At 72.7% G+C, this 18,623-nt stretch carries 24 protein-coding genes; 13 read left to right on the forward strand and 11 right to left on the reverse strand.

Annotation, left to right across the window (positions count from 1 at the left end; translation table 11 throughout):
• The first annotated feature begins 21 nt into the window (after positions 1-21).
• Positions 22-609 (forward strand): DUF5998 family protein, encoded by a 588-nt coding sequence (locus LRP67_RS12320; RefSeq protein ID WP_231245048.1) that lies wholly within the window; start codon positions 22-24, stop codon positions 607-609.
• Complete coding sequence (locus LRP67_RS12325) at positions 606-1,724, forward strand: alkaline phosphatase family protein (RefSeq protein WP_231270469.1); 1,119 nt, start codon at positions 606-608, stop codon at positions 1,722-1,724. The genes LRP67_RS12320 and LRP67_RS12325 overlap by 4 nt, the downstream gene beginning before the upstream one ends.
• A gap of 13 nt (positions 1,725-1,737) precedes the next feature.
• Here LRP67_RS12325 and LRP67_RS12330 read toward each other — a convergent pair whose 3' ends face one another.
• Positions 1,738-2,628 (reverse strand): alpha/beta fold hydrolase, encoded by an 891-nt coding sequence (locus tag LRP67_RS12330; protein ID WP_231270470.1) that lies wholly within the window; start codon positions 2,626-2,628, stop codon positions 1,738-1,740.
• Positions 2,629-2,717: 89 nt separating this feature from the next.
• Between LRP67_RS12330 and LRP67_RS12335 the strand changes: the two genes are divergently transcribed.
• The gene (locus LRP67_RS12335) at positions 2,718-3,191 is read left to right on the forward strand and encodes a MarR family winged helix-turn-helix transcriptional regulator (protein ID WP_231270471.1); all 474 of its coding nucleotides are present in this window, start codon (positions 2,718-2,720) and stop codon (positions 3,189-3,191) included.
• Positions 3,192-3,198: 7 nt separating this feature from the next.
• On the opposite strand, the gene LRP67_RS12340 is transcribed toward LRP67_RS12335, so the two are convergent.
• Both LRP67_RS12340 and LRP67_RS12345 read right to left on the reverse strand, forming a co-directional pair.
• The gene (locus tag LRP67_RS12340; RefSeq protein WP_231270472.1) at positions 3,199-3,864 is read right to left on the reverse strand and encodes a thymidine kinase; all 666 of its coding nucleotides are present in this window, start codon (positions 3,862-3,864) and stop codon (positions 3,199-3,201) included.
• A gap of 13 nt (positions 3,865-3,877) precedes the next feature.
• Positions 3,878-4,279, reverse strand: coding sequence for a VOC family protein (locus LRP67_RS12345; protein WP_231270473.1), 402 nt, complete (start codon positions 4,277-4,279; stop codon positions 3,878-3,880).
• Positions 4,280-4,333: 54 nt separating this feature from the next.
• Between LRP67_RS12345 and LRP67_RS12350 the strand changes: the two genes are divergently transcribed.
• Both LRP67_RS12350 and LRP67_RS12355 read left to right on the forward strand, forming a co-directional pair.
• Positions 4,334-5,167: a sulfurtransferase gene (locus LRP67_RS12350; RefSeq protein WP_231270474.1), complete on the forward strand. Its 834-nt coding sequence runs from the start codon at positions 4,334-4,336 to the stop codon at positions 5,165-5,167.
• Positions 5,168-5,332: 165 nt separating this feature from the next.
• Positions 5,333-5,617, forward strand: a complete 285-nt coding sequence (locus LRP67_RS12355; RefSeq protein WP_231270475.1) for a hypothetical protein — start codon at positions 5,333-5,335, stop codon at positions 5,615-5,617.
• Positions 5,618-5,838: 221 nt separating this feature from the next.
• On the opposite strand, the gene sepH is transcribed toward LRP67_RS12355, so the two are convergent.
• A complete protein-coding gene (gene sepH / locus LRP67_RS12360; RefSeq protein WP_308189742.1) occupies positions 5,839-6,852 on the reverse strand; it encodes a septation protein SepH in 1,014 nt (337 codons plus the stop codon).
• A 56-nt stretch (positions 6,853-6,908) separates the two neighbouring features.
• On the opposite strand from sepH, the gene LRP67_RS12365 reads away from it, so the two are divergent.
• Positions 6,909-7,529 carry a trimeric intracellular cation channel family protein gene (locus LRP67_RS12365; RefSeq protein WP_231270477.1) on the forward strand — a complete coding sequence of 207 codons (621 nt, stop codon included), beginning with the start codon at positions 6,909-6,911 and terminating at the stop codon, positions 7,527-7,529.
• A 22-nt stretch (positions 7,530-7,551) separates the two neighbouring features.
• Here LRP67_RS12365 and LRP67_RS12370 read toward each other — a convergent pair whose 3' ends face one another.
• A complete protein-coding gene (locus tag LRP67_RS12370) occupies positions 7,552-8,856 on the reverse strand; it encodes a D-arabinono-1,4-lactone oxidase (RefSeq protein ID WP_231270478.1) in 1,305 nt (434 codons plus the stop codon).
• Positions 8,849-10,057 (reverse strand): MFS transporter, encoded by a 1,209-nt coding sequence (locus tag LRP67_RS12375; protein ID WP_231270479.1) that lies wholly within the window; start codon positions 10,055-10,057, stop codon positions 8,849-8,851. The genes LRP67_RS12370 and LRP67_RS12375 overlap by 8 nt, the downstream gene beginning before the upstream one ends.
• A 33-nt stretch (positions 10,058-10,090) precedes the next feature.
• Between LRP67_RS12375 and LRP67_RS12380 the strand changes: the two genes are divergently transcribed.
• From LRP67_RS12380 to LRP67_RS12390, 3 genes are all read left to right on the forward strand, one after another.
• Positions 10,091-11,188: a ferrochelatase gene (locus LRP67_RS12380; RefSeq protein ID WP_231270480.1), complete on the forward strand. Its 1,098-nt coding sequence runs from the start codon at positions 10,091-10,093 to the stop codon at positions 11,186-11,188.
• Complete coding sequence (locus LRP67_RS12385) at positions 11,185-12,018, forward strand: inositol monophosphatase family protein (protein ID WP_231270481.1); 834 nt, start codon at positions 11,185-11,187, stop codon at positions 12,016-12,018. The genes LRP67_RS12380 and LRP67_RS12385 overlap by 4 nt, the downstream gene beginning before the upstream one ends.
• Positions 12,019-12,129: 111 nt before the next feature.
• Positions 12,130-12,420 (forward strand): DUF4193 domain-containing protein, encoded by a 291-nt coding sequence (locus LRP67_RS12390; protein ID WP_231245062.1) that lies wholly within the window; start codon positions 12,130-12,132, stop codon positions 12,418-12,420.
• Positions 12,421-12,462: 42 nt separating this feature from the next.
• On the opposite strand, the gene LRP67_RS12395 is transcribed toward LRP67_RS12390, so the two are convergent.
• Together LRP67_RS12395 and LRP67_RS12400 are read right to left on the reverse strand one after the other, a co-directional pair.
• Positions 12,463-12,780, reverse strand: coding sequence for a DUF4235 domain-containing protein (locus LRP67_RS12395; protein ID WP_231270482.1), 318 nt, complete (start codon positions 12,778-12,780; stop codon positions 12,463-12,465).
• A 2-nt stretch (positions 12,781-12,782) separates the two neighbouring features.
• Positions 12,783-13,247: a DUF3093 domain-containing protein gene (locus LRP67_RS12400; protein WP_231270483.1), complete on the reverse strand. Its 465-nt coding sequence runs from the start codon at positions 13,245-13,247 to the stop codon at positions 12,783-12,785.
• A gap of 51 nt (positions 13,248-13,298) precedes the next feature.
• On the opposite strand from LRP67_RS12400, the gene dut reads away from it, so the two are divergent.
• Genes dut through LRP67_RS12420 form a run of 4 tightly spaced genes read left to right on the forward strand, consistent with a single transcriptional unit; the run spans position 13,299 to position 15,522 of the window.
• A complete protein-coding gene (gene dut, locus LRP67_RS12405) occupies positions 13,299-13,778 on the forward strand; it encodes a dUTP diphosphatase (protein WP_308189743.1) in 480 nt (159 codons plus the stop codon).
• Positions 13,779-13,794: 16 nt separating this feature from the next.
• Positions 13,795-14,433: a DUF3710 domain-containing protein gene (locus tag LRP67_RS12410; RefSeq protein WP_231270484.1), complete on the forward strand. Its 639-nt coding sequence runs from the start codon at positions 13,795-13,797 to the stop codon at positions 14,431-14,433.
• A 10-nt stretch (positions 14,434-14,443) separates the two neighbouring features.
• Entirely contained in the window at positions 14,444-14,797 is a 354-nt protein-coding gene (locus LRP67_RS12415; protein WP_231270485.1) for an OB-fold nucleic acid binding domain-containing protein, read from the forward strand.
• Positions 14,794-15,522: a DUF3159 domain-containing protein gene (locus LRP67_RS12420; protein WP_231270486.1), complete on the forward strand. Its 729-nt coding sequence runs from the start codon at positions 14,794-14,796 to the stop codon at positions 15,520-15,522. The genes LRP67_RS12415 and LRP67_RS12420 overlap by 4 nt, the downstream gene beginning before the upstream one ends.
• A 153-nt stretch (positions 15,523-15,675) precedes the next feature.
• Here the strand turns inward: LRP67_RS12420 and LRP67_RS12425 are convergent, their stop codons facing one another.
• From LRP67_RS12425 to LRP67_RS12435, 3 genes are all read right to left on the reverse strand, one after another.
• Positions 15,676-16,983 (reverse strand): HNH endonuclease signature motif containing protein, encoded by a 1,308-nt coding sequence (locus LRP67_RS12425; RefSeq protein ID WP_231270487.1) that lies wholly within the window; start codon positions 16,981-16,983, stop codon positions 15,676-15,678.
• A gap of 280 nt (positions 16,984-17,263) precedes the next feature.
• The gene (locus tag LRP67_RS12430; protein ID WP_231243668.1) at positions 17,264-17,932 is read right to left on the reverse strand and encodes a TrkA family potassium uptake protein; all 669 of its coding nucleotides are present in this window, start codon (positions 17,930-17,932) and stop codon (positions 17,264-17,266) included.
• Positions 17,932-18,579 carry a TrkA family potassium uptake protein gene (locus LRP67_RS12435; RefSeq protein WP_269211538.1) on the reverse strand — a complete coding sequence of 216 codons (648 nt, stop codon included), beginning with the start codon at positions 18,577-18,579 and terminating at the stop codon, positions 17,932-17,934. Before LRP67_RS12435 ends, LRP67_RS12430 begins: the two co-directional genes overlap by 1 nt.
• Between the last annotated feature and the right edge of the window lie 44 nt (positions 18,580-18,623).

Below are 18,623 nucleotides of genomic sequence, written 5' to 3' on the forward strand. Positions count from 1 at the left end.
CCCTCGTGACAGACTGACCACATGCGCAGCACCCGCACCGAAGACCGCGACCACACCCTGGAACTCCGCGAGGCCATCGACCGCACGGGTTACTACCCCGAGGTCGTGGCCGACGGCGTCGAGGCGGCGGTCGCAGGCGAGCACGTGGTGTCCTTCTACGTCCACCACGAGCCGACGTTCGAGCGCGACGAGGTACGTCGCCACCAGAGCGTGATCGTGCTGACGCCGTCGCGGCTGATCCTCGCCCACACCGACGAGCACGCCGGCGACGACCTGCTGCCCGAGCCCTACACGTCCACCTCCACCGAGGCGATCGCGCTCTCGGCGGTGAAGTCCGTCGTGGTCACCCGGATGACGGCCAACCCGACCTCGGGCCCGACGCCTCCGGCCGAGGCCGTCATGACCATCGGCTGGGGCGGCGTCAGCCGCATCGACCTGGAGCCGGCCGGCTGCGCGGACCCCGACTGCGACGCCGACCACGGCTACACCGGCGTCCTGGCCTCCGACGACTTCTCGCTGCGCGTCAGCGCCGCCGCCGACGGCGGCGAGGCGGTCGCCGGTCTGCTCTCCTTCGCCGAGTCCCTGTCCGCGCGCACCCACGCCGGGTGAGCACGTTCCACGAGCCGGCCTACGGCCAGCGCTCGCTGGGCGACGTCGTCCCGGCCGTGGCGGCCGCGCTCGGCGTGCCGCACGCCGCGGAGCCGACCGGGCTGGTGCTGCCCGACGCCGCGTCGTACGTGGTGTTCCTGATCGACGGCCTCGGAGCCCGCCTGCTCGAGCGCTACGCGCATGCCGCGCCGTACCTCTCGAGCCTGCTGGCCGGCCAGGAACCGGCGACCGCGGGCGTCCCCTCGACGACGGCCACGAGCCTCACCTCGCTCGGCACCGGCCTCGGTCCGGGGGCGCACGGCCTGGTGGGGTTCACCTCGCGGGTGCCTGGCACCGATCGCCTGCTCAACGCGCTGGCCTGGGACCAGGACGTCGACCCGCGCGAGTGGCAGCCGCACCAGACGGCGTTCGGGCGGCTGCAGGCGGCCGGCGTGCCGGTCACGACCGTCAACAAACGCGAGTTCCGCGACAGCGGGCTGACCGTCGCCGCCCACCGGGGCTCGGACTACGTCGGCGCCGACAAAGTGGGGGAGCGGATCGCAGCGGCGGTCGCGGCCTGCGCGGTCCGGCCGTCGTTGACCTACCTCTACGACGGCGATCTCGACTGGACCGGGCACCGCTGGGGCGTGCGATCGAGCCAGTGGCTGATGCAGCTGTCGATGATCGACGCCGAGGCCGAGCAGCTGCGGGAGGCGCTGCCCGGCCACACCCGCCTGCTGGTCCTGGCCGACCACGGCATGGTGGACTCGCCGACGGAGGACCGCACCGACGTCGACGAGCACCCCGAGCTGCGGGACGGGGTGGCCATGCTGGGCGGAGAGGCGCGCTTCCGGCACCTCTACTGCCAGCGCGGCGCCGTCGCCGACGTGGTCGCCACCTGGAGCGAGCACCTCGGCGACCGCGCCGAGGTGCTGACCCGCGACAGCGCCATCGCCCGCGGCTGGTTCGGGCCGGTCGCCCCGCTGGTGCTGCCCCGCCTCGGCGACGTCGTCGTCGCCAGCCGCGGCGAGCACGCCGTCATGTCGTCGGTGGACTTCTCCTACGAGACCACGCTGGTCGGTCTGCACGGCTCCCTGACCGAGGACGAGATGCTGATCCCGCTCCTCCTCGACTGAACCGCCGCGCCGCTCAGGCCCCGCTCGCGTCCACTTGTGCGGTGAAGTCGAGCAGAGCACCGGCGAGCGCCTGGGGCGCCTCCTGGGCGACCAGGTGCCCGACTCCCTGGAGGTGCGCCGAGGTGAGCCCAGCCGCGCGGACCTGCCGGAACGTGGCCTCGGTGAAGGGACCGTTGACGGCGTCGACGGCCAGGACCGGCACGGTGAGCGGGGCGGCCTCGGCCAGCGCCCTGGTGCGACCGGCGTCGACGAACAGCGACCGGTAGAGCCCGGCGGTTCCGCGCCAGGCGTTGGGGCGCGTGTAGGTCCGGAGGTACTCGGCGGCGTCGGCCTCGGTCACGACGCCGGGGACGGTCATGACCGACCAGGCCCAGTCGAGGACCTCACGCTCGTGGCCCGGGAGCAGCATCTCGGCGATGCCCGGTGCCCCGAGCATCCCGACGTGCCACGATCCCCCGTGGTTGACGTCGGCGAGCGACTCGAGCCCGAAGCCGGCCAGGGTGGTCTCGACCGCCACCAGGCTGGAAACGTCGTCCGGGTGCCGGGCCGCGAGCTGGAATCCGACCCCGCCGCTGATGTCTTGGACCAGGAGGTGGACCGGGCCGACCCCGAGGTGCCGCACGAGCTGGTGGAGGTCTTCGACGAACTCCGCCTCCTCATAGCTCCCATCGGCGTTGCCCGAGTCGCCGAACCCACGCAGGTCGACGGCGATCACGCGGTGCGCGTGGGCCAGCATCGGGATCAGCCGGTGGAACGCCCACCAGGTCTCCGGCCAGCCGTGCACCAGCAGGATCGGCGATCCGCTGGACCCGGCGGAGACGTGGTGCAGGCGCGTCCCGTTGAGGTCGGTGAGGTGGTGGGTCACCTCGGGGATGGTCGCGCCGGGAGCGGCGGTGAGGGCCATGGGGACTCCAGAAGGGACTAGACAACGTGGTTGTCCTTCAAGGTAGACAACATGGTTGTCTTATTCAAGGCGATCGTATGCTCTGCCGCATGTCCCGATCCGGCGCCGACCTCGCGCTGCTCCTGCTGGGCGGCTTCCGGGCGCTGGCCGACCAGGCGACCGTGGAGCTGGCCGCCCGGGGCTACGAGGACGTCCGCCCCGTCCACGACTTCGCCCTCCAGGCGATCCTGTCCGGCGCCGGCACCGCCTCCGAGCTCGGCCGGCGGATGTCGGTCACCAAGCAGGCGGCGGCCAAGACGCTCGCGGTCCTGGAGGAGCGTGGGTACGTCGTACGGGAGCCCGACCCGGCCGACCGGCGGCGCCTGAGCCTGCACGTCACCGAGCGCGGCCTGGCCATGCTGCGCGAGGGCGAGGCCGTCTTCGACGAGCTCCGCGCGCGGTGGGAGGCGCAGGTCGGCGCCGGCACGCTCGGCGAGGTCGAGCGCGCGCTGCGTCAGCTGCTGGGCACCCAGACGGTCCGCCTCGACTCGCCGGGCTGGGCGGCGCAGGGGCTCGAGTGGTAGCCGCTGCTCAGCCGAAGGGCAGCGGCTCCGCCGCCAGGCTCACCGCGTGCGCGCGGGCGGCCGTCAGCCGGCGCCGGTGGTGCTGGCGGCACAGGACCTCGTAGGAGACCTCGGCCGGCTCGCCGGCGACGGCCTCCTCGGGCTGCTCGACGTCGCCGACGACGATGACGTCGCCCTCGACGACCATGACTCCGTCCTCGGTCCGGGCGTTGTGGGTGGCGCGCTTGCCGCACCAGCACAGGGTCTCCACCTGGAGCACGTTCATCCGGTCGGCCAGCTCGACGAGGCGGGCGCTGCCCTCGAACAGCGAAGTGCGGAAGTCGGTGAGGATCCCGAACGCGAAGACGTCGATCTGCAGCTCGTCGACGATCTTGGCGAGCTGGTCGACCTGCGACCGGGTGTAGAACTGGGCCTCGTCGCAGATCAGGTAGTCGATCCGGCCGCCCTGGGTGAGCGCATCGACGACATAGCGCCAGAAGTCGAAGTCACGCGCCACCTCGATGGCCTCGTGGGCCAGGCCGAGCCGGCTGGAGAGCGTGGCCGTGCCGGCGCGGTCGAGGGTGGTGAAGATCCGGCCCTGCCGACCACGGACCGCATGGTTGTGGTTGGTCTGGAGCGCCAAGGTGCTCTTGCCCGAGTCCATGGTCCCGGTGAAGAAGTGCAGTTCCGCCACGCGGCGCATCCTGTCACGCGGGCGGGGCGGTGATCTCCCACAGGTGCCCATCGGGGTCCGCGAACGTCCCGGTGTAGCCCCAGGGCTGCTGCGCGGCGGTGCTCACCACCTCGCCGCCGGCGGCCGCGACGTCCGTGAGGAGGGCGTCGACGGCGGCCTGCGAGTCCACGGCCAGGCTCACGAGGCACTCCACGGTGCCGCGCGGTGCCGTCGTCCGGCCTCCTGTGACCCAGCCGAACCCCCCGGTCGGGATGAGCATGACGTGCATCCCGTCGTTCACGGCCACCTGCAGCGGCTCAGGGACGCCGTCGTCGGCGGGCTCGCCCGGGGTGGCGAACCCGAGAGCGGTGAAGAAGGCGTGTGCCCGCGGACGGTCCTCGGTGGGCACGGACAGGGTGACTCGGTAGGTGCTCATGGAGACCGGACCGTCGGTGGCGCCCCGAGTCATCGGACCCGGCACGATAGGCCCATGACCTCCCCGCTGATCTCGACCGCGGAGCTGCAGGACCGGCTGGGCGACAGGCCCGGGGACCTGAGCCTGCTCGACGTCCGCTACCGCCTGGGCGGGCCCTCCGGGCCCGAGGAGTACGCCGCCGGCCACCTGCCCGGCGCCGTCTACGTCGACCTCGACACCGTCCTCGCGTCGCCGGCGGGCAGCGGCGGGCGGCACCCGCTGCCGGACCCGGACGCCTTCGAGGCGGCCATGCGCGGCCTCGGCGTCCGCGACGACCGACCCGTCGTCGTCTACGACGACTGGTCGGCGCACGCCGCGGGGCGGGCCTGGTGGCTGCTGAGGTTCCACGGGCACCCGGACGTGCGGGTGCTCGACGGCGGGCTGGCGGCCTGGGTCGCCCGCGGGGGAGAGGTGGAGACCGGCCCCGTGTCGCCGGTCCCCGGCGACTTCACCCGCTCGGAGCAGCCCGCGATGGCGGCGGTGGCCGCCGACGCGGTGCTCGGCGTCGACGTCCTGGTCGACGCCCGGGCGGCCGAGCGCTACCGCGGCGAGGTGGAGCCGATCGACCCGGTCGCCGGGCACATCCCCGGGGCCGTCAACGTGCCGACGTCGCGCAACCTCACCGAGGACGGCCTCTTCCGCAGCCCCGAGGAGCTGCGGGCGCTCTACGCGGAGGTCGGTGCGGTGCCGGGCGCCGACGTGGCGGCGTACTGCGGCTCCGGCGTCACCGCCGCCCACGACCTGATGGCGATGGAGGTCGCCGGCGTCCGCGCCGCCCTCTACCCCGGGAGCTGGAGCGGCTGGATCACCGACCCCACGCGTCCGGTCGAGCGCTCGGCCTCCCGGTAGCTGGGGACGTGAGCGGGCTCACGGGGCGGCCACCTATTTGGGCGAGGTCCCGGCGAGGGTGGCGGGGCACCGGAGAAGCACCACGGCGAGCAGCGCATGGGGGGCCACCGACCCGTCGAAGACGGGCACTGTCAGGCGCTTCGCCGTTCCTTTGAAGGGGAACACATGTCGACCACCACCAGCAACCACGTGCACCAGGCAGAGCGCAGCACGGGCACGCGCCGGGTCAGCACCGAGACCAAGGCGTCGTTCAAGACGACCGAGCTGATCGCCTACGTCGCGGCCGTCCTCGGGGTCCTCATCGCCTCCGCCGTCGTCGACGTCACCGACTTCGGGGCGCAGGAGGCGTGGTTCTACGTCACCCTGCTCACCATCGGCTACATGGTGAGCCGCGGCCTGGCCAAGTCCGGCAGCCGCGACTTCTACGACGACAACCAGCGCGACCACTGACCGTCGCTCTGCGGCCCCGGCCCCTCGTTCGCGAGGGGCCGGGGCCGTTCGCTGCCTGACCCCCTAGGAGCCCACGATGTTCTTGTTCTTCAACAACCGCCTGGGCTGCGCCGGCTCGCTGCTGGTGTCGCTCGCCCTCAGCGCCGTGCTGTTCCTGATTCTCGTGCTCATCAACCGCTGACCCGTCCCAAAGTATGTGACGGGTCAGCGGTGGGCCGGGGCTACTGGTCGCTGCCGCCGAACATGATCTCGTCCCAGCTCGGGACCGAGGCGCGGCCGCGCTTCTTGGGCTTGCGGCTAGGGGGCTCGTCGGCGGCGGGGCCCGCCTCCGGCTCGTTGGCGACGGCGGCCTCGGTGGCCTCCTCGCGCAGCTCGGGGTCGTCGGAGGCGGGGGAGTCGTCGAGGAACGCCTCGACCGGTGCCCCGGAGCCGAGCGGGGCCGGGTCGTCGTCCTTGAGCAGCTCGAGCACGTCGTCGCCGAGCGGCAGCTCGTCGGCGGGTACGGCGCTCAGGCGGCGCGAGCGGGCCTGCCGCAGGTCGTCGCGTGGCTCCGCGGCGGCGGGCCTCTCCGCGACCGCCTCGCCGACGAGCCAGCGTGCGTCCTCGTTGTCCAGGAGCACGTAGCTGCCGGGAGCGTCGTAGGTGAGCTCGGCGGTGCCGCTGCGGCGCAGCGTCGTGAAGGTCGCCCGCAGCGCCCAGCGACCGTCCTCTCGGCGCCAGGCGTCCCACTCGACGGTCTCGGGGTCGACGTTGAGCGAGTGCAGGTGGGCCTCGACGGCGTCGCCGAGGATGCGGGCGCCGCCCTCCCCGGACCCGCGGCGCACCGAGGATCGCTGGGCACGCTGGGCGACGTGCTCCCGCTCGGCGAGCACCGGGCCGGCGTAGACCATGACCCGCTCGACGCTCGTCTGGGCGGACTGCGCGACCGCCTCGGGTGACTCGCCGGCGCGGATCCGGGCCTGGATGTCGCGGGGACGGAGGGATGAGTCCATCTGAATCTCCAACTGGCCGAGGCGAGAGGCGTCGCCGCGGAGTGCGGCCCGGAGGCTCTGGTCGATGTCGAGCGTGAACTCCGCACCCTCGTCGCTGACCAACAGGAGGCGCTTCCCGTCGTCGCTCACTCCAGCGAGCGTGAGGTGCGCCATGGGATCAGCTTCCTGGGGTCCTGCGGGTGGGTGGGGACGAGCCTTCGGTTGGGCCGAGCCTACGCCAGCGAAGGTGGTCGGCCCGGTCATCCCTCGGCGTGCCCGGACGCAAAAAATGTGAGGGATGCGACCAGTAGGCTGCAGGAGTGCCCGGCACCCTCGTGAGCATCGACCTGGTGGGGATCTTCGTCTTCGCGATCTCCGGGGCCCTGGTCGGGGTCCGCAAGGAGCTCGACGTGTTCGGGGTCCTCGTGCTGGCCGGGACGACCGGCCTCGGCGGCGGGTTCCTGCGCGACGTCCTCATCGACGCCGTGCCGCCCGCCGCCCTGGCCGACTGGCGTTATCTGATGGTCCCCGTCGCCGCCGGCCTCCTCACCTTCGCCTACCACCCCCTGATCGGGCGGATGGAGAACATGATCAACGTCTTCGACGCCTTCGGCCTGGCGCTGTTCTGCGTCACCGGCGCGACGAAGGCCCTGGAGCACGGGCTCGGACCCCTGCCCGCCGCGCTCATGGGCATGCTGACCGGCATCGGCGGCGGGATGTTGCGCGACCTCCTCGCCGGTCGGGTGCCGGTCGTGTTCCGGGGGGAGATCTACGCCACGCCCGCCCTCGCCGGCGCCGCGATCGCCGTGGTCGGCACCCGCGCCGACCTGCCGGTGCTGGCCGTGGCCCTCGCCGGCGCCGGGGTGTGCCTGACCTGGCGGCTGCTGGCGATGTGGCGCGGCTGGCGGGCCCCGATGCCCTCGGGGCCTGCCAGCGTGTAGCTCGAGCGGGACGAGAGGCCGGTCAGGGCCCGAGCACGCGCCGCAGGTAGCCGTTGGCGAAGACCCGGTCCGGGTCCAGCCGGTCGCGCATCGCGAGGAACTCCTCGAAGCGCGGGTACAGCGGCGCCAGCCCGTCGGCCTGCCGGGTGTGGACCTTGCCCCAGTGGGGGCGGCCGCCGTGGGCGCGCATGACCTGCTCCATCAGCGCGAAGTACGCCGTGTGGTCGGCGCGCCGGTGGGTGTGGAAGGCCAGGTAGAACGAGTTGCGCCCGCTCGCGGTCGACAGCGGGATGTCGTCGGCGGGGGCGACCCGGATCTCCACAGGGAAGCTCACGGTCAGGTCGGAGGCGTCCAGCGCGGCCCGCGCCTCGCGCAGCGCCGACAGGCCGGCCTCGCGCGGCACGGCGTACTCCATCTCCCGGAAGACCACGTCGCGCTCGGCGATGAAGACCCGGTGGGCGACGTCGGAGTAGGTGCGCGCGCCGAGGAGGCGGGCGTTGACGCGGTTCATCGGCGGGATCACCCGCGGGACCAGGTTGGCCGCGGCGGTGAGGGCGCCGAACGCCTTGTTGGCGAGCAGGTCGTCGTCGAACCAGGCGCGCAGGCGCGGCAGCGGCTGGGCCTCGGAGAGGTCGGCGTCGAGGCGGTCGTTGCGCTTGGTGAGCATCCGGTCGCTGTGGGGGAACCAGTACATGTCCACGTGGTGGCTCTCGGCGGTCATCTGGTCGAAGCCGGCGAGCGCCTCGTCCCAGCGCATCGGCTGCTCGGTCGCCTCCAGCAGGAAGAGCGGCTCGACCCGGAAGGTCACCGTCGTGAGGATGCCGAGGGCGCCGAGCCCGACCCGCGCGACGGCGAGGACGTCGGGGTTCTCCCTCTCGGTGGCGCGCAGCACCTCGCCGGTGCCGGTCACCAGCTCCAGGCCGACGACCTGAGCGGCCAGGCCGGCGGCGACGCCGCCGGTGCCGTGGGTGCCTGTGGAGATGGCGCCGGCCAGCGTCTGCTCGGCGACGTCGCCCATGTTGTGCAGGCTCAGCCCCAGGGCCTCGAGGCCGGCGTTGAGGTGCTTGAGCCGGGTGCCGGCCAGGGCGGTCACGGTCATGGCGTCCCGGTCGACCCCGACGATCCCGGTCAGTGCCTGCGGGCGCAGCATCGTGTGCTCGGGGGCGGCGATCGCGGTGAAGCTGTGGCCGGTGCCGACCATCTTCACGGTCGTGCCCTCCGCGCGCGCCCGCTCGACGGCGGCGACGACGGACCCCACGTCGGCCGGGGTCGCCTCGCGCTCGGGGCGCGCGGTCACGAGGCCGGACCAGTTCTGCCATTCAGTCATGGGACATCACGGGGCTCACCGTAGTGCGCTCGCTGGTGCGGATGGCCTGGGCGGCGAGGACGGCAAGCACGCCGCCGACGACGGGCACCAGGTAGGCCGCGGCGGCGCCACGGCTGTCGATGAGCACCCCCGCGAGGGCGGCTCCGGGGGCGACGCCGGCCACGAGGCCGGTCTGCAGCAGGGCCATGCCCTCGGTGATCCGCGACGCCGGCACCACCTGCTCGCACAGCGACATCGTGGAGATGAGCGTGGGCGCGACCGCGAACCCCGCGACGAACAGCACCGCCCCCATGACGACCAGCGAGTCGATGAAGGTGAGGGGGGCCATCGCCAGGGTCATCGCGAGGGTGCCCCAGCGCAGCCGGTACGCCGGTCCGCGCCGCCAGGCGACGGCGCCGCTGAGGACGCCCGCGATCAGGCTGCCCGCCGCCCAGAGGGCGAGCAGCGCGCCGGCGTAGGCCTTGGCACCCTGCTCCTCGGCGAAGGCGACCGTGGCGACCTCGGCGGCGCCGAAGAGCAGCCCGAGCATCGTGGAGACCACGCTCAGCGGCGCCAGCACCCGCCACGGCATCCGGGGCCGCGCGGAGCGATCCGCGGTGGGCAGGTGCGGCGGCGGCTCCGTGCGCCGCTGCGCGGCGAACGCGTAGGTGCCCACGACCCCGACGACGAGCGCCGTCGTGAGCCCGGCGGCGGGGTGGATCGCGGTGGCCAGCACGGTGACCAGGATCGGCCCGACGATGAACACCGCCTCGTCGGCGACGGCCTCCAGCGCGAAGGCGGTCTGCAGCTCCTGGGGGTCGCGGGTGACGTAGGACCACCGGGCCCGCACGCAGCTGCCGACCGACGGCAGCGCGGCCCCGGCGAGGACCGCGAAGGCATAGGTCAGCCCCGCCGGCCAGTCCGACTCCACCGACCACATCAGCAGCGCCAGCGCCACCCCCCAGACGCTGACGACCACGGGCAGCACGTGCGACTGCCCCAGGCGGTCCACCAGCTTGCCCTGGAGGACCGCGAAGAGCGCGTTGGCGAGCAGGTGCGCGGCCGAGACCGCGCCGGCGACGCCGTAGGAGCCCGAGGCGTCCTCGACGAGCAGGACGATGCCGAGCCCGACCATCGAGATCGGCAGCCGAGCGACCAGGCCGGTGGCGCTGAACAGGGCGCTGCCCGGCTTGGAGAGGATCCGGCGGTAGGTGCTGAGCATGGCCAGTGAACGATAGATCCATACGATGGGGGAGTGCCCAATCCAGATGCCTCCCCGTACGACGCCCTGCTCCTCGTCTCGTTCGGCGGCCCCGAGGCGCCGGACGAGGTCGTGCCGTTCCTGGAGAACGTGACCCGGGGACGCGGGATCCCGCGTCAGCGGCTGGAGGCCGTGGGGGAGCACTACTTCCTGTTCGGTGGGCGCTCGCCGATCAACGACCTCAACCGCGAGCTGCTGGCCGCCATCGAGGCCGACCTCCGCGGCGCCGGCATCGACCTGCCGGTCTACTGGGGCAACCGCAACTGGGACCCCTACCTGCGCGACACACTGGCGCAGATGGCGGCCGACGGGGTGACCCGTGCCGCCTGCTTCGTGACCAGCACCTACTCGTCGTGGTCCAGCTGCCGGCAGTACCGCGAGAACCTCTACGACGCCGTCGACGGCCTCGAGGGCGCACCCGCGCTCGACAAGTTGCGTCACTACTTCAACCACCCGGGCTTCGTGGAGCCCATGGTCGACGCCACGCTCGCCGCGCTCGCGGAGCTGCCCGAGAACGTGCGCGCCGGCGCCCACCTCGCGTTCGTCACGCACTCGATCCCCGACAGCATGAGCGACACCAGCGGCCCCGACGGGGGCGCGTACGTCGACCAGCACCTCAGCGCCGCGGAGGAGGTCGCGCGGCAGGTGGCCGAGACCACCGGCACCGCGCACCCGTGGCGGCTCGTCTACTGCTCGCGCTCCGGCGCACCCGAGACGCCCTGGCTGGAGCCGGACGTCAACGACCACCTGCGCTCGCTGCACGAGGACGGCGTGCCGGCTGTGGTGCTGGTGCCCAGCGGCTTCGTCTCCGACCACATGGAGGTCGTCTACGACCTCGACACCGAGGCGCTGGCGACGGCGCGTGACCTGGGCCTGCCGGCCCGCCGGGCCGCGACGGCGGGCACCGATGCGCGCTTCGTCGCCATGGTCCGCGACCTGCTCCTCGAGCGCGCCGCCGCCGAGCGGGGTGAGGCCGTGGCCCGCAACGCCGTCGGCCGCCTGGGCGCCAGCTGGGACCGCTGCCCGGTGGGCTGCTGTCCGAACCCCCGCGCGGATCGCCCGGCGCTCTGCGGCGAGCGGGCCGACGCGTGACGACCCGTCCCGACCCGGCCGCGCTGGCCGACCTCGCGCTGGAGACCGCCCGCCTCGCCGCCGAGCTGGTCCGGGGGCGCCAGGCGGCGGGCGTCAGCGTGGCCGCCACCAAGTCCAGCGACGTCGACATCGTCACCGAGGCCGACCAGGCCGCCGAGGCCCTGATCCGCGACACCATCCGTGCCCGGCGCCCGGACGACGCGTTCCTGGGCGAGGAGGGCGAGGCCGAGACCGGCACCACCGGCGTGCGGTGGATCATCGACCCGATCGACGGCACCGTGAACTTCCTCTACGGGCTGCCCCAGTACGCCGTGTCGATCGCGGCCGAGCTGGACGGCGAGGTGGTCGCCGGGGTGGTCCTCAACGCGGCCACCGGCCTCGAGTACGTCGCCCGCGAGGACGACGGACGCCTCGTCGCCACGCGCGACGGGCGAGCGATCGCCGTACGCGGGGAGGCGCCGCTGTCGCACCGGCTGATCGGCACCGGCTTCTCCTACGACCGCGAGGTGCGCGTCGTCCAGGCCCAGGCCGTCACCCGTCTGCTGCCCCACATCCGCGACGTACGACGGCTGGGGTCGGCGGCCCTCGACATGTGCGCCGTCGCCGACGGCCAGCTCGACGGCTACATCGAGGAGGGGGTCCACCTGTGGGACCACGCCGCCGCCGGGCTGATCGCGCGCGCGGCCGGCGCGCGCACCGAGCTGGCCCAGGGCGCCGGGGGCCTGACCTTGATGCTGTGTGCTCCGGCTCACGGATTCGAGGAGTTTCGGGAGGCCACCCGGCAGGCCGGTTTCATGGCACCTGTCACCATCGCGGGCAACGGGGAATAGCCGAGCCCTGGGTCTACGTTCACCAACGGGTCGCCGAGCCGGTGTTTGCCAGACCGAGGCGATAGTGCACAATCTGGCCCGCCACATACAGCCGAAGGGAGTGAGCGACGCATGGCTACTGACTACGACGCACCGCGTAAGAACGAGGAAGACCAGTCCGAGGAGAGCATCGAAGAGCTCAAGGCGCGTCGCCACGACAAGAACTCCGGCAAGGTCGACGAGGACGAGGCGGAGGCCGCTGAGGCGTTCGAGCTTCCCGGCGCCGATCTTTCCCACGAGGAGCTCGCCGTCGAGGTGAAGCCCAAGCAGGAGGACGAGTTCACCTGCATGAGCTGCTTCCTGGTCCACCACCGCAGCCAGCTGGCGGACAGCAAGAAGATGATCTGCCGCGACTGCGTCTGAGGACGTCCGTCACACCATCCGCCCCGGGGTCGGGACCTGTGCTCAGGTCACCGGCGTCGGGGCGGAGGCGTCTTGGTCGTCCTTGTGCAGGCCCGGGGGCAGGTGACCCGTGGACTTGGAGTAGTAGTCGGCCGCCTTGCGCGCCGCCAGCATCCGGGCCAGGGCGATGAACGTGCCGCTGACGGCCGCCCACGCCACCGCCTCCCAGACGTCCACGTCGGGGTCGGCCGGGTTGGCGGGCGGGTTCTTGCCGGTCGCCGCCTTCCACGAGGTGTTGAGCACCTTCTTGGCGATCGCGGCGGCGCCGATCGCAGCGCCGAGCGAGAAGACGGTCCAGATCTTGGAGGTGTCGGAGGCCATGCTCAGAGACTAGTCGCGGCGCGCAGTGCCTCGACCAGGCGCTCGGGATGGCGCGTGCTCACCAGCCAGTACGGCGTGGGGTCGGCCGGGTCGGTGACCGTGACCTTGACGGCGCGCTTGAGGTAGGGCCGCAGCACGAGGAACGCGCGCGCGTCTGCGTCCACGCCGGCCGCGCGTCGGGTCTGGTCGGCGTCGAGCGCGACGGCCGCCCCGAGATGGGCGACCTCGATGTGCGCCGGTCCGGCGCGCAGCTCGCCGCCGCGCAGCTCGACGCGGGCCGAGCCGTAGGTGAGCAGCGCCGCGGCCAACAGTCCCAACGCGAGGGCCGTGGTGACCCAGGCGACCGGGCCCGGCACGGCCACGACGAGGGCCAGCCAGAGCGTCGCCACGAGCATGGTGCCCTGGACCCACCAGCGCAGGGGGACCGTCAGCCGCTCGGCGTACACGGTCTCGGCGGTGCTCGTCACGGGCTAAGCCTCGCATCCCTGCCGTCGTGCCCGGTGCACTAGGGTCCGTCCGTGCCCACGCCCGACCCCGCCCCAGCCACGAGCGGGGTGACCATCGAGGTGGTCCGCCTGGACCCCGACCTGCCGCTGCCGTCGTACGCCCATCCCGGCGACGCGGGCGCCGACCTGGTGACGACGGTCGACGTGACGCTGGCGCCGGGGGAGCGGGCGCTGGTGCCCACCGGAGTCGCGATCGCACTGCCGGAGGGCTACGTCGCCCTCGTGCACCCGCGCTCGGGACTGGCCGCGCGCCACGGTCTCTCCATCGTCAACACCCCGGGCACCATCGACGCCGGGTACCGCGGCGAGATCAAGGTGCTGCTCATCAACCACGACCTCACCACACCGATCGAGCTGCGCCGCGGCGACCGGGTCGCACAGCTGGTCGTCCAGCGGTTCGAGAGGGCGCACTTCGCCGAGGTGGGGCAACTGCCCGACAGCGTCCGTGGCGCCGGGGGCTACGGTTCTACCGGGGGCTTCGGCCCACCCTGACCGCGAGGAGTAGTACGTGAAGTTCCGCCGCAAGTCCGACGTCGACGCCGCCCCCGAGGCGGTGGACGAGAGCGGCTCGCCGGACACCGAGAGCGGACCCACCGGCCCCTACGACGTGGACGACCTGCCCGACGACGGCGTCGAGCGGGTCGACCTGGGCTCGCTGGTGATCGCGCCCGAGGCCGACCGCGAGCTTCGGCTGCAGGTCGACGAGAAGTCCGGCAACGTTCAGGCCGTGGTGCTGGCCGGCCCCGACGGGGCCCTCGAGCTGCGGGCGTTCGCCGCGCCGCGGGGTGGAGACCTGTGGGGCGAGGTGCGGCCCCAGATCGCGGCCGACATGTCGCGCCGCGGCGGCACGGCCACCGAGCGCGAGGGTGAGTTCGGTCCCGAGCTGGTCTGCCAGATCACGGTGAAGCGTCCCGACGGCACCACCGGGACCCAGCCCTCGCGGATCATCGGCGTCAACGGACCGCGCTGGCTGCTGCGCGCCACCCTGCTCGGGCGCCCGGCCCTGGAGCCCGAGGCGGCCGGGGCCTGGATCGAGGCCCTTCGTCGGGTCGCCGTACGCCGCGGCGCGCACGCGCTGCCCGTCGGGGAGGCGCTCCCGCTCGTCATGCCGGAGAACGCCCGCCGCGTCGACCCGCCAACCCCATGATGAGCCGGCCATGAGCAAGCTGCGACGCACGATCAGCCGGTGGGCCAACAGCTCCGACCAGCACGCCCGCGACCTGCGGCGCACCTACGCCGACTCCGGCGTCGCCATGATCGCCGAGGCCCCCGACCGCGAGCTGGTCCGCCTGCGGGGGACGCTGCGCACCGTCACCCTCCGCCCGCGTGGCGGCGTCCCCGCCCTCGAGGCCGAGCTGTTCGACGGCTCCGGGGTGCTCACCGTCGTGTGGCTCGGTCGCCGGCGGATCGCCGGCATCTCCCCGGGCCGCTCGATCGAGGTGCAGGGCCGCATCGGCACCCACGACGGCGTCCGGATCATCTACAACCCGCGTTACGAGCTGATGCCGTGAGCGAGCCCGCCTCCCACCACCCGCCCCCGCCGAGCGTCGCCACCGTCGAGGAGGTCGTGCGCGCGCAGTTGTCGAAGGCGCTGGGTGGCCGGCGCGGCATGCTCGAGGCCGCCGTGCCCACGGTGCTCTTCACGATCCTGTGGCTCACCACCCGCGAGCTGCCGATCGCGCTCGGCGTCAGCATCGGTGCCGCTGTGCTGACCCTGCTGGTCCGCCTGGCGCAGCGCACGTCCCCGCAGTTCGCGCTCAACGCGATCTTCGGGATCGGCATCGGCTGGCTCTTCGTGCGCCTGGCCGCGAGCCGGGGTGGCAGCGAGGACGAGCAGGCGCTCGCGTACTTCCTGCCCGGCCTGATCTACAACAGCGGCTACTCCGTGGCGCTCGCCTCCTCCTGCCTGATCGGCTGGCCGCTCGTCGGCTTCATGGTCGGCAGCGTCACCGGCGACCCCACCGCCTGGCACGCCAGCCGACAGATCGTGCGCCTGTCCACGCTGCTCACCTGGCTGCTCGCCGTCCCCTGCATCGTCCGGGTCGTCGCCCAGGCCCCCGTCTGGTTCGCCGGCAACTCCGGCGCCCTCGACGCCGACACCGCCGTCGCCGTCCTCGGCGTCCTCAAGATCGCCCTCGGCTGGCCCCTCCAGCTCGCCGCCCTCGGCTCCATGGTCTGGGTCCTCTCCCGCAACGCCACCCCCGTCGACCCCGTCGACCCCGTCGAGCTCGCCTGACCCTGCGCCCCTCGGTGGTCGAGGTGTGAGGAGCGCCAGCGACGAGCCTCGAGACCCCGCCACCATCCACCAGCCGGTGTGGCAACAGCGCGCGGCACCACGTAGCCCTCCGGACGTGCCGGTGGCCCCCGCGGGTGGCGGGGTGGGGGGCGGTCAGGGTCTCTGGCTGCTTGGTGGTGGGAGGGGTTCGGTGCCGGTGTGGTCGCGGCGGTAGATGTGGCCGTGGGGTGAGTGCCACAGGTAGGTGCCGCGGTCGAGGACGTCGTAGGTCCAGCGGCCGTGGGTCTTCAGGCGGTGGTGTCCTCGGCACAGGGGTGCGGAGTTGCACGAGCAGGTCGGTCCGCCGCGTTGGTAGGGGGTGACGTGGTCGTGGTCGCACCTCTCGGCCGCTCTGGTGCACCAGGGGAACACGCAGTGGTGGTCGATGAGGTCGTCCTGCTCGATGAGCCGGTCGGGGTGCTCGTAGCCGGCGACGTGGAGGTGCTCGGCGAGGTCTCTGACGGGCTTGAGGTTGATGACGGTGTCGGGTGCGCCGCACCACTCGCGGATGGTCTCGAGGAGCACCGGTTTGCGCCCGGCTCGTCCGACGGTGGCGTTCGGGTCTCCGAACACGCCGGCCTGGTGGACGTGCAGGTCGATGACTCGGGTGATCTTGATGCCCTCGGTGGTTGAGGAAGGACGAAGTCCTGTCTCGAAACCACCCTCACGCTCCTGGGCGTCCTGGGCGTCCGGCTCGAAGGGCAGCGTGTCTTGCCCGCGGGCGAGGTCACCGGCGGCCTGGGCGCGTCGTACGTCCAACGACTCGGTCGACCCGGCCGCCTTCCGGTCGGCGGCGAGGCGGCTGATCGCGGCATCGAAGTCCAATGCGTCTTGGGCGTCCAAAGTCCCGGACACCTCGATCGTGCCCTCGAGGGACATGTCGTCCTTGTGCACGTCGAGCCTGCGTCCGTCGGCGGCCTGGCGGCGTAGCTTCTCGGCCTGCTCGGGGTCGAACCTGGCCATCGCGGTGGTGATCTGTCGTTCGACCTCGGCGTAGGAGACCTTGTGCGCGCAGTAGCCGACCTGGTGGTCCACGAACGCCGCACCCGCCATCGGTAGGCACATGGTGTGCTCGGCGATCCAGCGTGCCTTCCAGAACCCGAGCTGACCGGCCTCGACGCGGGCCCAGATCCTGGGGAGGCGGTATCGGATCTCGAGGGCGGCGCCGACGTAGCGCTTGGCGGAGTCGGTGGACATCCCCAAGGCGGCGCCGAGCTCCATCACCGCGAACTCGCTCACCATGGGGGCGCCGGGTCCCGCGAGGGGGATGCCGTGGTCGCCGAACGCGGCGTCGTCCTGGTCGTTGGTGGTGTGGATCTCGCACCAGTCCAGCGCCGCGTGCAGGCGATCCACCTCGGCCGCCGCCGCGGTCTTGGTGGCAGTCCGCATGACCTCGAGGAGGTCGGCGGGAGTGCTGGTCATGGGACTACTCAAGCACCCGGCACCGACACTCGAAGGGCCGAGAATGTCCTTTGTCCACAGGGCTCTGAGAACCTTCCCGACCCCTCGGTGGTCGAGGTGTGAAGGCGCCCTGGCGCCTGAGCCTCGAGACCTCCGCGACCTGACCGTCGTACCCCAGGCTGCTTGTTGGGTCGCTGGGTCTCGAGGCTCGTCGCTGGCGCTCCTCGCACCTCGACCACCGAACGTAGGCCGCTCCGAGACCACCGGAGGACGGGGCGCGGAGCGCGGCCGCTCGGGTCGCTCAGCTGTGGGCGCGGGGCGCGAGGAGGTGCTCGAGCTCGTCCTCGCCGGTGTCCGGGATGACGAAGAGCAGCTCGTCGCCGGCCTCGACCGGCTGCTCGCCGTCGGGGACGTAGACCTGGCCGTCGCGCAGGATGGTGACGAGGGCGCAGTTCTCCGGAAGCGGGATCAGGCCGGAGGGCTTGCCGACGTACGGCGAGTCGGCGGGCAGCACCATCTCGACCAGGTTGGCGTTGCCCTTGCGGAAGGTGAACAGCCGCACCAGGTCGCCGACGGTGACGGCCTCCTCGACGAGGGCCGACATGATGCGCGGGGTGGAGACGTTGACGTCGACGCCCCACGCCTCGGTGAACAGCCACTCGTTGTTGGGGTGGTTGACCCGCCCGACGGTGCGGGGCACCCCGAACTCGGTCTTGGCCAGCAGCGAGGTGACCAGGTTGGCTTTGTCGTCGCCGGTGGCGGCGATGACGACGTCGCACTTGTCCAGGCGTGCCTCCTCGAGGGAGGAGAGCTCGCAGGAGTCGGCGAGCAGCCACTCGGCGTCCGGCACCCGCTCGGGGTGGATGGAGCCGGGGTTCTTGTCGATGAGCAGGACCTCGTGGCCGTTCTGGATCAGCTCGCGGGCGATCGAGCGCCCGACGGCGCCGGCTCCGGCAATGGCGACTCGCATCAGCTCTCCTCGGGTCCGCGCTCGATGACCTGGTAGGCCTGCGCCGCGTTCTCCTCGCGCATGACCAGGTGGAGCAGGTCGCCCTCCTGGATCACGGTGTCACGGGCGGGCAGCATGCCCTCGCCCAGCCGGTCGATCCAGGCGATCCGGCTGCGCGACTGCTCCTGGAAGGCCACCGTGCGGTGACCGATCCAGGGCTCGCCGATGGGCACCTGGTCGAGGCGGATGGTGCCAGACGGGTCGCGGAAGTCCGGCTCGGCGCCGGCCGGCAGGATCCGGCGCAGCACCTGGTCGGCGGTCCACTTCACCGTCGCGACCGTGGTGATGCCGAGGCGCTGGTAGACCTCGGCGCGGCCGGGGTCGTAGATGCGGGCGACGACCTGCTGGATCCCGAACGTCTCGCGGGCGACCCGCGCGGCGATGATGTTGGAGTTGTCGCCGCTGGAGACTGCGGCGAACGCATCGGCACGGCGGATGCCGGCCTTCTCGAGGACCTCCTGGTCGAAGCCGTAGCCGGTCACCTTGTCGCCGTTGAAGCCGGGCCCGAGGCGCCGGAAGGCGTCGGGCTCGCTGTCGATGACGGCGACGGTATGGTTGCGGTCCTCGAGGCTGCGCGCAAGGGTCGAGCCGACCCGGCCACAGCCCATGATCACTACGTGCACGCGGCAACCGTACTGCCCCGGCAGGGGTG

Origin of the sequence: Nocardioides sp. cx-169, assembly GCF_021083605.1 — a bacterium.
GTDB lineage: Bacteria > Actinomycetota > Actinomycetes > Propionibacteriales > Nocardioidaceae > Nocardioides.

Coding starts and splice junctions, on each gene's coding strand:
- LRP67_RS12320 (WP_231245048.1), top strand. CDS start 22: ATGCGCAGCACCCGCACCGAAGACCGCGACCACACCCTGGAACTCCGC.
- LRP67_RS12330 (WP_231270470.1), bottom strand. CDS start 2,628: ATGGCCCTCACCGCCGCTCCCGGCGCGACCATCCCCGAGGTGACCCAC.
- LRP67_RS12335 (WP_231270471.1), top strand. CDS start 2,718: ATGTCCCGATCCGGCGCCGACCTCGCGCTGCTCCTGCTGGGCGGCTTC.
- LRP67_RS12345 (WP_231270473.1), bottom strand. CDS start 4,279: ATGAGCACCTACCGAGTCACCCTGTCCGTGCCCACCGAGGACCGTCCG.
- LRP67_RS12350 (WP_231270474.1), top strand. CDS start 4,334: ATGACCTCCCCGCTGATCTCGACCGCGGAGCTGCAGGACCGGCTGGGC.
- LRP67_RS12355 (WP_231270475.1), top strand. CDS start 5,333: ATGTCGACCACCACCAGCAACCACGTGCACCAGGCAGAGCGCAGCACG.
- sepH (WP_308189742.1), bottom strand. CDS start 6,852: ATGACCGGGCCGACCACCTTCGCTGGCGTAGGCTCGGCCCAACCGAAG.
- LRP67_RS12370 (WP_231270478.1), bottom strand. CDS start 8,856: ATGACTGAATGGCAGAACTGGTCCGGCCTCGTGACCGCGCGCCCCGAG.
- LRP67_RS12375 (WP_231270479.1), bottom strand. CDS start 10,057: ATGCTCAGCACCTACCGCCGGATCCTCTCCAAGCCGGGCAGCGCCCTG.
- LRP67_RS12390 (WP_231245062.1), top strand. CDS start 12,130: ATGGCTACTGACTACGACGCACCGCGTAAGAACGAGGAAGACCAGTCC.
- LRP67_RS12395 (WP_231270482.1), bottom strand. CDS start 12,780: ATGGCCTCCGACACCTCCAAGATCTGGACCGTCTTCTCGCTCGGCGCT.
- LRP67_RS12415 (WP_231270485.1), top strand. CDS start 14,444: ATGAGCAAGCTGCGACGCACGATCAGCCGGTGGGCCAACAGCTCCGAC.
- LRP67_RS12425 (WP_231270487.1), bottom strand. CDS start 16,983: ATGACCAGCACTCCCGCCGACCTCCTCGAGGTCATGCGGACTGCCACC.
- LRP67_RS12430 (WP_231243668.1), bottom strand. CDS start 17,932: ATGCGAGTCGCCATTGCCGGAGCCGGCGCCGTCGGGCGCTCGATCGCC.
- LRP67_RS12435 (WP_269211538.1), bottom strand. CDS start 18,579: ATGGGCTGTGGCCGGGTCGGCTCGACCCTTGCGCGCAGCCTCGAGGAC.